The organism is Pseudomonas sp. NS1(2017) (genome assembly GCF_002269425.1).
Classification (GTDB): Bacteria; Pseudomonadota; Gammaproteobacteria; order Pseudomonadales; family Pseudomonadaceae; genus Aquipseudomonas; species Aquipseudomonas reactans.
Genome location: NZ_CP022960.1, coordinates 2605865 through 2618920, shown reverse-complemented (window position 1 = coordinate 2618920; position 13056 = coordinate 2605865). Strand labels below are relative to the sequence as shown.

Genomic DNA, 13056 nt, shown 5'->3' with positions numbered 1-13056 from the left:
TCTTGAGGAACTCAAACGCTGTACTCCGCTCATGGGCGCAACGCATCGAAAATGATTTGCACGTTGCCAAAATATTGGCCTGGGAGATAACCGTCCTCAGGCGCGCGGGCAGCTATCTCCAGAAGGACGCGCTTGCCATTTCGCGCCTCCCCCTCCTCCACCACCCGCTGGGCGCTCAACCCCAACTCTTGTTGGTTGAAGATGACTTTGAGCGCAATCGTGTCGGCACCGTTGGACAGCACCGGCTCATAGGCGAGGTAGGCATCCACCGCGCCCAGGACGTTTTTGACGTCGAAATGCTCACGCAACGGCGCCAGGGTTTCGCTCACTGGGTTCCAGTGCATGACTTGCTCCCGTTCCAAAAAACCTGGGTTAACCGGCAAGACATAAAAATCACTGGTGGGCACCTTCACCGAGACCTGGAACACCGCCTCTTCCCGTGCCGCCACAGCGATGAAGCTAATCAGGGTGAATACCCCCAATGTCGTCAGCGCCAACAGCGGGTGACGGCACCTGCGCAACGCGCAACGGTTCATCCTTTCACCTCTTGATTCTGTTGCTTGTCGCCTTCCAGCAACTTAAAGGTGTATTGGCGCCCCGCTTCCTTCTCGAAGACAAAAGCCCGCCCCGGCAACACATGGTTCTTGGTGGTCGGATGGCAGTCATTCGGTTTGCCAGCCACGCAGTTCTTGAACTCGTCGACCACGATCACACTGTTGCCGTTGTTACGTACCTCATAGCGGCTGGCACCGTTGTCAATGCGCGTGTCGTAGCGGGTGTCGGTGGGCCGTACGAAAAACACCGTGCCGTAGCCGGCCAGGACACTGACCCCGGCCGCCAGGCTCTGCTGATATTGCTCACGCTCTTCTTCGGACACAGCAAAGGCATCTTCTTTTTCCGGCACCACGGGGATGTAACGCACGCGAAAATAGCGCTCGCTCGTTCGCTCCCCCATGTACAGCAGACGCGTGCCCTGCATGCCATTGGCCGGCACGATCAGCCGCGCGGGGCTGGCCATCAAGCCATTGCGGGCAGTGGCACCCGCCTGGGGCTGGAGCGGCACTTCGCGAGGCGCACCATTGGCGTCGTAGATAATTTCAAGGATCTCGACTTTGACAAAGGCCGTGCTGGTGCCGCCATTGAAGATTCGTTTGAGGTAGGAACTCTTGGAGCCATCGAGGTAGTCGTATACCACCCCCACGTTGATGTTCGGCCCTGCGTGGGCACTGTGCGACATCAGCCACAGGCTCATGAATAAAACTAGCGTTTTCATCGTTTGATACCTCATTAAACTTCCGAATCCCAAATAACCGTGACAGCGCCCGAATAAGTGCCGGCAGCCTGGTCCAGCATCTCGGCCACCGCGTCTTGCTTGACTTCGAAATGCAAGGTGCCGGGCTTGCGGTCTACGTACATCACGGGTTGAAACAGTTGCGTACCCGCTCCACTCAGCAGCAGCGCCTGACGGTTGACGGCCGAGCCGTCGGGGTTGTTGAGGCCATGGGGCAGACTCACGCGGATATCCACCGGCACCTCATGGCCATTGGCGGTATTGCGCAACGCGCAGGTGTCTCCTATCACGCGCTCGCATTCCAACTGCATCTTGAAACGTGACGAGGCATAGAGGTTGAAGGTTTGGTCCTTGAACAACCGCGAGGGTTTACGCCCCTGCTGCAACCAGCCTTGCCACCCCCCCTGGGGCACCAGCTCAACCTGATAGCCACCGGGCGGCACCTCGACTTTTAGGATGTGATCCACCTCCAGCACGAAACTCAGGCTGATCTCGCTGTCGCTGGGCAGCAACATATCGCCCATGTCAAAGTCACCGCCCGGCCCCACCCGGTACGTCAGGTTGCCGCTGTAGGTACCGGCGGCCATGCCCAAAGGATTGGGTGTGCGCAGTTCGTAGGCGAAATCCAGATAGGCGTAACCCATGGTCGGAATCGGAAATTGGGCGAACTTGACACACGCTCCCGGCACAGGGGTTCTCCAGAAAAACTGGTAGGAGCTGGGTGTAAAGGCCCCAACGCCGCTGTATCCGCAGGGCGCAGGGCTGTAAACCCACGTCGAGTTCCACAAGGCCCAGTGCCCTCCAAGCGCATTCGAGGCGCCTGTCAGGTTTTGCGCCGTGTCGCTGAGCCAATACTGCGAGCCGATGCCTGCAATACGTATCTCCACCTGCTCGGTTTCCCCGTTTTGCGCATGCGTCACCACCAGGCTTCGCCACTGGGCGGGCACCGAGATCATTGCGTTGTTACGCGGTTCGGCATTGGGCGTCATGGGCCGTACCGACTCGAACGTCAGCGGCAACCGAATGCTGAAGGTCCCCACGCATTGGTTGGGGTAGGTTGCGCAGTACCCACTGACCGGCGTGGTGTTGACGAACTTATTGTTCTGTACTTGGGTGGGGTCCGGCCGAAAGACCGCTGTGATGTCCTGGTTCAAGGCCATCGCCGGCGACGTGGCGCCCACTGCCAACAGCCACACAGGTAAATATATGTTGAAGTTCATGGTTTGAATCCTGTAGGCGTCAGCCAGATTTCTGCGGAGTGGATGAAGCATCAGCCAAGCTGTCCGGCGTGCAGCGCAGGTCACCGATCATCAACACATCGTTTTCTTTGCGAACCTTGCTCGGGTCGAGACGGAACTGGCAGAGCAACTGGTTGCCATGACGCACTTCCAGTGTCGGCGCGCCAGCGTTCATTTCCAGGGAAAAGAAACCGTCCACTTCGCTGACCCCTCGGCTGGCGTGATTGATGATGTGATGCCCCTTGAGCGGGCGGCCCTGGGCGTCAAGCAGGCGACCGAGTACGGAGACGGTTCTCATCACGCTGATCTTGCGGTAGTCCACCCCGCCCTTGTTCATGTGATAGGCGCTGCGCGGAGGCTGGATATTCGCCGACGGCGGGTGGTTGCCTTCGAAGTCGAACGCAACCGAGCCGGATTTGTAGGCGGTGAGCGGCACGAAGTTACGCCCCGGCCGCAGGGCGGTGCTGCTACCGCTCAAGTCATCGGCGCGCAGTGTGATGTCGTCCAGATCGGTTTCCACATCGACGATCATGCCCGCGCCATTGCCGTGGTACTGGCTGGTCAGGGCGATTTTTTGGCCACCAACGGCAAAGGTGCTGTTGAGGTTCAGGCCGCCGGTGAGGTTGCCATTGAAAGACGAACGTTGGGCGAAGGCATCGCCGGCGATGATGTCGGTCTGGAAGTTGGTCATGCCGGCCAGGCCGACGCCGTAGGTGTCGGTGAGCACAGTGCCCGAGACATTCTGCAGGACGTGACCGGTGAGGCTTTTGCGGTAGTTGAGCGAGGCATTGTTGTCGCGCTTGCCGTCCCGAGCGGTGCGCGAACCGATGCTGCCCGACCACTGCTCGCCGGGCCCGCCGAGGGCCAGGTTGAGGGTCAGGTCAACGCCACGGTTACGCTTATCGCCGGTGCTGTTGCTGGCCGGGCGGTCGAACAACGACAGGCGCCAGTTGGCGTCACTGCCGAACAACGTGCCGTGCTTGCTCCACCCCAGGTCCAGGCCCACGCCTTCGAGGTTGCCGGTGCTGTGGGACAAGCGCGCGTTGAGGGCATTCTGGTTAAGCAGGCGATGGTTGATCGACAGCGACGAGGTGCTGGTCTGGCCGACAAAGGTTTGCCGGGTGCGCAGGCGCGTGCCGTCGGGCAGGGTTTCGTAGGTTCTGCGGGTGTCCAGCCAACTGCGGTTGTGGCTGACCACCACACTGCCAGGGCCATAATTGTAGAGGCCTTGCACGTCCATGCCGGTGCCGTGTTCCTGGGTCTGGTAGACGTTGGCGTAAACGTTCGCGTAGTTAGCCAACGACCAGTCGACCGAGGTGCCGTATTGCATCCGGCCCTGTACCTGGCGACCGGACAGCCCGACGATCACGCGTGGATGCAGCAGGTAATTGACCGACGCGCCGGCGGTCATGTCGCCCTTGTCGCGTTGCTCCCAGTTATTGAGCAGGGTGCTCTCGCGACCGGCAAACAGGTTGTAGCGCCAACGCTCATCGTGGTTGCGCCAGTTATTGGGCTTGTACACCAATTCCTGGGTGGTGGCCGTGACCTGGCCGTCTTCGACCAGCCGCACTTCCACTTCATAGATGCCACCCGGCAGGGGGCGCGTATCCAGGCTCTGCAAACCGGCGGGGACCGCCTGGGTATTGATCAGCAGGCCGTCACGGTAAATCTCCACCGAACCCTGGCGGTTGGCGGTGATGTAGATCGGGTAGACGCTGGGCTTGGGGTTGTTGACGACCAGGCTGTCGGAACTGCCGACCATCACGCCGACGGCGATATCCGGCGCTACGCCAAACGAGCGCGGCTGGCGGTTAAGCCCTTCGGAGGTGGGCGTGAAATACCCCAGGCGCAGGAACTTGCCTTCGTATTCACGCTGGGCATACAGCGAATACAGCGCGTGATACAACTTGGTGTCGGGCCCGCCGAGGCGTGCCAGTTGCAGGTTGAGCACTTGGCTCCAGTTACCCAGGCTGCTGCTGGCTTCAATGCCGAAACGACCGCCAAGCTCTTGGTCCTGACCACCGTTGAGGTTCAACTGGTTACTGACGATCAGCCCTGTGCTGCCTTCTTCGGGCTGGTGGTAATAGCGCTGGTGATCAGTGCCATGCTCGGCGTTCTCCGTGAGGATGGAGACCAGCGATTTTTCCAGGTTGTAATGCACCGCCAACATCTTCTCCGGGCACTGTTGCGTGCAACTGCCCAGGGCGACGCCTTGTTGCAAATAGGTGCTCCAGATATCGCGCTCACTCGACTTGATATTACTGTCGGCGATATCGGTGAAGCTCAGCAGAGTAATGCGGTCGTCCCGTGTCAGCACGACCATCGCTTCGCCCATGAATACTTGATCGCGCTCAACTCGCACAGCCAGGGGTACATCAAAAAAATGCTCTTCGAAATCGCTCGGCAAACCTTTTGCCTGGGCCAGCAAACTGCGCGGCGTCGTGCTGTTATCGGTCGCAGCCAAGGCAGCCGAACACGCAAGCAAGGCCAGCGCCGCCGCGATGGGTCTCATCGGGAACATGAACTTAATACTCTTTGGCTAACGGCAGACCATCTGGAAAACCGACTGCACATTGAAGGCATGCAGCCGGTGGCGTTATCAATAAGGCCAGGCCTTATTCATGACGGTGACTCACGGGGTAGTGCGTGGCACGGCGTCGAAGACCACTGCGTAGCTGCCGGTGTACAGGCCGTTCTGCGTGTCAGCCGGCTTGGCTGGGGTGATGACCAAGTCAGCCTGGGTGCCAGGGGTGGACTGGGGATCATCCACCACTTCCTGCGGCGTGCCGGTCAGGACGATGCCGTTGAAGGTATTGGTCAGCGCGATGCTGTCACTGCCGTTGTACAGCGCAGCCGCGGTCGGGCCGCCTTCGATGTAGGCATGCACCGAACCGTCGGTGTTTTTCACATCGAAGGTGGCACGCAGCGAACTCAACTCGCCGCTGACCGGGTTGTAGTTCAGGACTTCGTCCCGACCGAAGTTGGGGTCTCGCGGCTGAGCATGGAACTGCTTGGTAGGAATGTCGGCCTTGATGTTGATGGTGGTGCTGGCATCGTCAACGGCCATGGCGGCCGAAGAACCCAGGACGGCGACAGCGAGCGGGAGCAGAACGGCAAACTTCTTGATCATGCTGGAATACCTGTTTCTCAATTGAAATAAAGTTGGTTAAAACCACAGCGTGGCTCTAACGCAGGCGTGAAATTCAGCGATTGAGCGAACTTTCAACGCCGACAAAGTCTCGATAATTTCCAATTAAAAGTAAGCAGTCCGAATCCGAGAAACATGCAGGTCAATAGGCCATCATTCTGGAGGAATAAATATAATAAATACGATATCAATAACTATGGCTGTCAGATTTGAATGACACACAGATCATTCAATAAAAACAGTACAGTTAGTTCAGTCTACCTAACTAACCTGTTGAGGCCGTCGTCATTGAGGACGTGATTGCGGTAGGACGATGCCTTTTCCACCCCGCCCCTAAAGCCGCAGGCAGGGAGGAAAACGGTTGCAGGCAGTCCTGGAAAAGGACCTACCCGATGCGCGTCAGGCCCGCCGTACCCAGGACGATGAGCAGCTCTTCAAACGCGATGAAGTGTTTGTCTTTCAGGTGAGGCCAGCGATCAACCAGATAATGGCCGGCTTTTTTGAGGCGTGTTCGGTCTATTGGCGCAAACGCTGTGGGCGGGCGTGTACCAAGGACGTCGACCCCCAGGGTGAAGTCGGTGCGTATCGCCCTCAGATGATGGGACGAGCCGAGTTCCGCGCCAGGCCAGCCCTGGAATCCCTTCATACACGTCGGCGTGGGCACGCCCCATATGGGCCACCCACTTGTGCGCGCCCTGTGCTGCCTAGTCTTTACGGATGACTTGATTGGCGAAAAAGTTGAACTTCGAAATCCTGGATCTGCCGGCGTTGCTCATGCCTTTGGTGTTGTAACTGGAGACGCAGTCCAGAGGACTGAGTCTAGGCCGGGTCATGGCACCCCCATGATGAGTACGCCGCTACCGCTTATGGGCCCGGCGGTAGGCAGGGATCCCGCTCGTCGAACCAGGGTAAACGTCACATCGTCGCCACCCACGCTGTTATCAATGCGGGTCAGGAATGAACTGCCGACTTGTACCGCAGAACCCGCACGCAGCATGGAGGTGCCCACGTCCGGATTGGTCATCATCAACAGGCGGTTGTCGAACGAGGAGCGACTGCCTTGGTAGGTGATGGTAATCGGCGTGGTAATCCCGGGGTCCGGGCAGGTGTACGTCAGCCTTTGGTCCTTGCGAATGGTCGTTGTCAGCGGGTCCGTGCCAATTCCGCGCTGGTGTACGTTGCCGAAATTGATCTCGATTGGGTTGTTATTGTTGATCGTGCAGGCAGAGGGGGAGACGGTAAAGTTGTTGGCAGCGGTATACGTTACCGAGATCCTCGTCGAATCTCCGTTGTAGTTGTTCGTTTGGGTGAGGCGCAGGACTCCTAGCGTATCCCCTGCTCGAACATCGATTGGGTTCGACGGATTGTTACGCACCAGAATGTAGGGCGTAACATCGATTGGATAACCTCTCATGTCATCAGGCAGCGTGGCGACCCGTATGCCATTCGCAATGGGAATATTGTAGTGCCCTCCACCGATTCGCAAACCGGCCCCTTGGTTGCTGAACTTGATGCCAGGTACCCAGGGGGTGCCCGCCGAACTGCCCGTTGACCAGAAATCCTGCCGCGAAGATGGGCTTTGCGAGCCTCTGGAAAACCCGCACTCAAGCCGTGCGCCTTCCAGCATGATCCGCGTACGATCCGCGGCCAGGGTAACGGTCACGGGAACTTGTAGGGGAAGCTCCCCGAATATCGGCTCCCACGGCCCACCATTCACTCGGCATGTGGCTGCGTTCGCGGTTGCAGTAAAACCAATCAGGACGAGCAGCGTCATGACGCCATACAGTCGTTTCATTTTAATCTCTCATTGCTCCTCTACCCAGGCGTGCGTAGCGAACAGCCGCCCAGGCGAGAGTGGAGGTTTGTTTGAGGCGCTTACGGATAATCCAGCGTAAACGTGGAGGTCACCGTATAGGTGCCGTGCCCGATGGTCTGATCACTGATGGCTTGCGGCTCACCCTGCACATAGGCCTTGAGCTCAATCACGTTGCTGCCATTGCTCAACACCTGTGCATCGCTGACGCTATTGAGGGGCAATGGCTTGTTGCTTGGCGTCTCCAAGCCGACCCCGATCCCCGAGGCGCCACTGCCACCATCCAGCGCGAACAGCCCCGGTAGAGCGGGGTTTTCCCTGCCACCGAACTGGATGGTGACCGTGTTGCCAATCGTGGTGTCGCAGTCCTCCAGGTGCACCTTGAAACCCTTACCCTGCGTGCGCGTGTTGATGTAGAGGTGCTTGCTGGTCACGTCCCAGAGTTCCAACGTGATGGCCTCGTCACCCGGCCGAATCGTGCAAGCCTCTTCAACCAGGTTGCCCTTGAGGCTCAGGTTGTCCGCCGCATACGCACTGGGCATCAGGCCCCCGGCCAGCAGTAACGCCAGCCCGGCACATGACCAAGTCTTGTAAACGCTTTCATGTCGCATCGACTCAGCTCCTACTCGTATTCGGCCAACAACGTGGCCACCGCTGCAAACCTGGCGGGGGCCAGCGTTGCGCCGGGCTGTTTGACGGGCACCACTTCCAATACCGGCGGTGATGGCAGGGATATGTCCAAGCGCGTATTAAGTGGAAACGGCACGTTGTTCTGATACACCCGGATGCCCAACGCAGGCACATTGGTCTGCACCGCTGAGGCGTCATACGGCGTTGGTGTGCCGTTTACGCTCAGCTTCAGTTCCCACGGCAGCGTGGCCGGGCCGCAACTGATGGTGTAGGCGAGCCCCTTGCGGTATTTCACACCGTCAACGCGCTTGACCCCGACATCGCCAAAATCCACTTCAATCGTGTTGCCGGCGTCAATGGTGCAAGGCGGTGGCTCGTTCAGCGTGCCACTGAAGGTCAGGTTGGCCGACGCTGCACTGCACAGGCCGATGGAGCACAATGCGAGCAACGCTCGTGGCTGCCAAAAGGTCATTGATCATTCCTCTTCATTGATAGTCGACCACCAGGGTGGCGGTCGCATCAAAGGCCCCTCCCGTCAGTGTGCTGCCCGCGCGCTTGACGGGTACCGCCTGCACCACCGGAAAGTTGGGATAGGTAAAATTCACGGCGGTATTGAGCGGCCAGTCGGCGCCGTTCACGAATAGCTTTACGCCAAGGTCCGGCTTGCGGGTCACGAGCACGCGGTTATCAAACGCAGCCCCTGTGCCCTTGAGTTCCAGGGTCAAGGCGTTGCTGAAAGGTGAATCACAGATGACGGTATAGGGCACGCCACGGCGGTAATTCACCCCGTCGACCCGCGACGTCAGCAAGTCATTGCCAAACGGCACATCGAGGGTCGTGCCGCTGTTGATGACGCACGGTGGCGGCGCGATGATGACCGCACGGATAGTCAAATTGGTGTTGTTGGCCTGCACACCTTGGCTGACAACCCACAGCAGGCCGCCACCGAACAGCAGGGTTAACTTAGCCATCGTTCTGCCCTTACTCATAGTTGAGCCTGAAATCCACCACGGCCCGATAGGCGCCGCTGGTCAACGCGGCGGCGGTGCGTGTGGGCTGTACAAGCCAGGTCTGGGTGTTGCTGCCCAGCGGCAAGAACAACGGTTCACCCCTTGAACCCAGCTGTACATCCCGCCCCAGTGCATCGGTCAATTGCAGGCCCATCCCGGTCACGCCTTGCACTTTGACCAGGCGTGAATCCTCGTCATCGGCGGGCGCGAAAAACGCCACCGACAACACCGGTTGAAAGGCACTCCAAGTCAGTCTCCCCGTACGCTCACTGCGGATGCTGCCGGCCGTGCGCTGGCAATCGGTGAAGCGCAGTTGAAACGCCACCGGTTTTGCCTGATCACCGGGCCGTTGCAGCTGGCTGGCCGACACCACGCCCAGGTCGATCGTTTGGTGCAGCGAAGTCATTTCCAGGCTGCACGGGGTTTCATGCATCGACCCGGTAACGTTCAACCGCCCATTCATGCCCTCGACATCCTCAGCGTGCGCTGGCCCGACAATGGCCAGTAACAGGCCACCCAAGCCCTTCACAATCTGCAACTTCATGACGTTCTCCAGCAGCAGGGGCTACTTATCAGGCGAGACTTGTGCACTCACGGTGCAAGCGCTGCCGGTGCAGGTGAAAGCCAACAGCGGGCGTCCACCGTAATCATTCACGTAGGCCAGGTGAGGGGTGGTGCCGAGTTCCTTGGCCGTTGGCCCCAGGGTCAATACGCCTTTGGGCGGGACCATCAGCGGCTCGAAGCCCGGCACGGTTTTGCCGTCTTTGCTGCTGCGCGCATCCACCAGGGTCACGTAGTAAGGCGTCGGGTTGTTCACCTGATAACGCTCGCCGGCGAGGGTCAGGGTCAGCTTTTGCTGCCAAGGGTTCGACAAATCTTGCTGGCTCGGCGTGATGGCTTGTGGTCTGTAGAACAACTTGATCCGGGTTTGCAGCGCAATTTGCAGGGTGTTGGCCTTGTCGCTGCGCGGCGGAATTTCCCTCAGGTTGAAGTAGAAGACCGTCTCGCGGTCCTGCGGCAACGACTTGGCCGCCGGCAACGCCTGCACTTTCAGTTGGCTCTGCTTCCCGGGCTCCAGGCGTTGAACCGGTGGCAGCACGATCAAGGGCGAGGTGATTTTCTTGCCTGATTCATCCTCGATCCAGCCCTGGGCCAGATACGGTAATTGGGTGTTGTTATTGGTGATGTTCACGCTGGTGGCATCTTTGCCACCATCAAAAATCACACGGGTACGGTCCAGGCCGACAGCGGCGTGGGCGCCCTGGCTCAAGCCGAGGGCCAGCAGCACAAGAGCCTGGAGTGAGAGGTGAATATTGAGCTTCATGAGGATGTGTTCTCCGTGTCGGTAGGCTTCCCGGTCAGCGAGGCTGGCTCGGGTGCAGATTGATCAGTGGCGGCCAGGCGGCAGCCCAGTTGCAGGGCATCGGTCAAGGCGTCAGCCGGCAAAACGACGGGCAGCGTGAGGGTGCATCGCTCGCTTCCTCCCCAACTCACGGTCATTGCTTCGCCCGCCTGAATGCCGCTCAGGTAAACCTGTCCGCCGTCATTCACAATCCCGGTGTCTTGCTGTTTTGTGTTTTTCACCACCGCGCCGAAGGGCGGTGAACTGCCATCCGGCAGGCGCAGCACCGCCATGGCCTTCTCACCAGCAATCACGTCCAGGGAGCGATATCCAATGGCCCCTTCGGTGAGGGTCAGTTGCGTGACGGATTGCGTGGCTTCGACGTTGCTCGGCAAACTATCCAGGTCGACACTGGCCGCCGTACGCTGGTAACTGCCGATATCGGAAATCACCGCCTTGCCGAAAACGTTGCTGCGCGTCGGCGTGCCGTAACCGCGCACAGGCACATCAGACACACCGCCTGTGTCCACCATCAGGCGGGTGCCGCCAGTACTGTTGGTTCGATGCAGCGCTCCACCGTAAGGCGTGAGCGTGCCGCCACCGCGAGCCGATGCACTGAGGCTGGTGTAATTACCTTCTTGTTGGCTGACGGCGAGGTCGATGTCGGCGTAGTCGCCGATATGACTCAGGTAACCACTGGCGGACTTATTGCCGGCGCTGAGTTGGTAGCTATTGCGTTCATCGAGGCGATCGCTGTAGCGCGTTGAAAAACGGTTTTTACCTGCGCCTCTGTTAGCGTCCATCGACAGCGTGCCGGTGCGGCCCAATGGCAGGCTGACTGTCAGCGCCATGCCGTTGTCCTTGTAGTTGTAATCCAGCGTGCGGTACAGGTTCAGGGACAAGCTCAGGTTCTTCACGGTGCCCACATTGAAGTAGCGTGACGCCGATAGGTTCCAGCGTTGAGTGGCTGGCCGTTCCCAATACGTCTGCTTGTTGTAGCTGGCGTAAACGGTGGTGCTCAGGTCACGAAATTGCTTGTTGACCGTCGCGGTATACAGGGCCTTGCTGCCGCCGATCGGTTTCCAGGATCCGTTCACGTCGGGCCCGGCGAGTTCACCGTTGCGCCCGTAATGGCGAGCATCGAGGTATTCGCTCATGCTCAAGTAGTTCTTCTCGGAAAACCGGTAACCGGCAAACGTGACTTGGCTGTCGTACTCTTCAAAGTGCTTGGAGTATTGAAGGCGGTAGGACTTGCCCGAGAGCGCCTCGTTCCACACCGTTGCACGGGACTGAGTGGCATCGAGCGACACCGCACCAAACGCCAACAGGTCACGACCAACACCGGCCGTCAACGCACGGTAGTTGTTATCGGTGATACCGCCGCCAAACAGCGACCAACCATTGCTGACGCCCCACGAAAACTCGCCACTGCCGAAGAAGTCGCCATCCGCGCCGTACTGGAGGTTGGACGGCCGTCCCGTCGCCAGTTTGTAACGGACTTGCCCTGGACGCGTCAGGTAGGGAACGCCTGCGGTATCGACCTGGGAGGTGTGTACCGTGCCGTCCTGCTCTTCGACCCGCACATCCAGCCTGCCGGTGACGGCGTCGTTAAGGTCCTGGATACGAAACGGCCCGGCCGCGACCAGCGTTTCATAGAGCACCCGGCCCTGCTGACTGATGATGACCCTTGCGTTGGTTTTGGCCACCCCGACCACTTCCGGCGCGTAACCGCGCAAGTTGGGCGGCAACTGGCTTTCGTCCGAATTGAGGGCGGCACCGGTAAAACGGAAGCTGTCAAACAGGTCCGAATACAGGTAGTTTTCGCCCACCACCAAGCGGGCTTTCAGCGCAGGAATGGCGCGGTAAGCGTAGTAACGGCTCCACTCCAGCGTCGAACGCCGGGACGGCTGATCGCGATCCTGGTCGACACGCCCCTGCCAATCGGCCCTCAGGCGCCAAGCCCCGGCATTCGCCCCCACGGTACCGTTACCGCTGACGTTATTGCGGGTGCCATCACTCCTTTGGTAACTCGACTGCGCCGTCATGTTGTAGTCAACCAACAAACCCGGAACCCCATCATCCCAACGCGAGGGTGGGTCCCAGTTGATGGCGCTGTATTCAAGGTAGGCTTGGGGGAGGCTGATGTTCAGCGTGGAAGTCGCCAGATCGCCGCTGACTTCCATGCCTGGCAATCCTTGAATATCAAGACACTCCCCGCCTTTCCACCACGTGAGCTTGGCAGCACCGGACTCTTTGAGGCCCAGTTGTTCCACAAGCCCTTGGGATAAACAGGCCTGACTTCCTTTGGGATCATTATCGGGGGGATAGAACGCCACCGATTGCTCGGCAATCGGCTGGTTATTGATTTGCACAACCATTGAGTAAGTGCCCGGCAGAATAAACCCGCTGCGCGCAAACTGAGACAAGTCAATATTAGTGCGATCACTGAGATCAAGAACGTCGGTATTAAACTCGATATCACCTGCACCCCAGGCAGTTCCTGCCAAGGACACCAATCCACCCACAAGCAGACCCGGACGGAACGCTTTTTTAATTTTCGACGCATTCAACATGAAAGCAACCC

13 protein-coding genes are annotated in these 13056 nt (G+C 59.1%); all 13 read right to left on the bottom strand.

Annotated features, from left to right (window positions below; all coding sequences use genetic code 11):
• Window positions 1-29 precede the first annotated feature (29 nt).
• The 13 genes from CI807_RS12415 to CI807_RS12355 all read right to left on the bottom strand — a co-directional run bounded on the left by CI807_RS12415 (window position 30) and on the right by CI807_RS12355 (window position 13045).
• A complete protein-coding gene (locus CI807_RS12415) occupies window positions 30-536 on the bottom strand; it encodes a CS1 type fimbrial major subunit (RefSeq protein WP_095014865.1) in 507 nt (168 codons plus the stop codon).
• Window positions 533-1273: a pilus assembly protein gene (locus CI807_RS12410; RefSeq protein ID WP_095014864.1), complete on the bottom strand. Its 741-nt coding sequence runs from the start codon at window positions 1271-1273 to the stop codon at window positions 533-535. Before CI807_RS12410 ends, CI807_RS12415 begins: the two co-directional genes overlap by 4 nt.
• 14 nt (window positions 1274-1287) lie before the next feature.
• Window positions 1288-2511 carry a hypothetical protein gene (locus tag CI807_RS12405; RefSeq protein WP_095014863.1) on the bottom strand — a complete coding sequence of 408 codons (1224 nt, stop codon included), beginning with the start codon at window positions 2509-2511 and terminating at the stop codon, window positions 1288-1290.
• 19 nt (window positions 2512-2530) lie between these two features.
• Window positions 2531-5050: a TcfC E-set like domain-containing protein gene (locus tag CI807_RS12400; RefSeq protein ID WP_095014862.1), complete on the bottom strand. Its 2520-nt coding sequence runs from the start codon at window positions 5048-5050 to the stop codon at window positions 2531-2533.
• Between the two features lie 111 nt (window positions 5051-5161).
• On the bottom strand, window positions 5162-5659 hold the full coding sequence (locus CI807_RS12395) for a CS1 type fimbrial major subunit (RefSeq protein WP_095014861.1): 498 nt from the start codon (window positions 5657-5659) through the stop codon (window positions 5162-5164).
• 403 nt (window positions 5660-6062) lie between these two features.
• The gene (locus CI807_RS12390) at window positions 6063-6323 is read right to left on the bottom strand and encodes a hypothetical protein (protein ID WP_095014860.1); all 261 of its coding nucleotides are present in this window, start codon (window positions 6321-6323) and stop codon (window positions 6063-6065) included.
• 183 nt (window positions 6324-6506) lie between these two features.
• On the bottom strand, window positions 6507-7472 hold the full coding sequence (locus tag CI807_RS12385) for a fimbrial protein (protein WP_095014859.1): 966 nt from the start codon (window positions 7470-7472) through the stop codon (window positions 6507-6509).
• 80 nt (window positions 7473-7552) lie between these two features.
• Window positions 7553-8101 (bottom strand): fimbrial protein, encoded by a 549-nt coding sequence (locus tag CI807_RS12380; RefSeq protein ID WP_095014858.1) that lies wholly within the window; start codon window positions 8099-8101, stop codon window positions 7553-7555.
• An 11-nt stretch (window positions 8102-8112) separates the two neighbouring features.
• Window positions 8113-8592 carry a fimbrial protein gene (locus CI807_RS12375; RefSeq protein WP_095014857.1) on the bottom strand — a complete coding sequence of 160 codons (480 nt, stop codon included), beginning with the start codon at window positions 8590-8592 and terminating at the stop codon, window positions 8113-8115.
• Window positions 8593-8605: 13 nt separating this feature from the next.
• Complete coding sequence (locus CI807_RS12370) at window positions 8606-9091, bottom strand: fimbrial protein (RefSeq protein ID WP_095014856.1); 486 nt, start codon at window positions 9089-9091, stop codon at window positions 8606-8608.
• 10 nt (window positions 9092-9101) lie between these two features.
• Complete coding sequence (locus CI807_RS12365; RefSeq protein WP_095014855.1) at window positions 9102-9674, bottom strand: fimbrial protein; 573 nt, start codon at window positions 9672-9674, stop codon at window positions 9102-9104.
• 21 nt (window positions 9675-9695) lie between these two features.
• A complete protein-coding gene (locus tag CI807_RS12360) occupies window positions 9696-10454 on the bottom strand; it encodes a fimbria/pilus periplasmic chaperone (protein WP_095014854.1) in 759 nt (252 codons plus the stop codon).
• Window positions 10451-13045, bottom strand: a complete 2595-nt coding sequence (locus CI807_RS12355; RefSeq protein ID WP_157742019.1) for an outer membrane usher protein — start codon at window positions 13043-13045, stop codon at window positions 10451-10453. The genes CI807_RS12360 and CI807_RS12355 overlap by 4 nt, the downstream gene beginning before the upstream one ends.
• Between the last annotated feature and the right edge of the window lie 11 nt (window positions 13046-13056).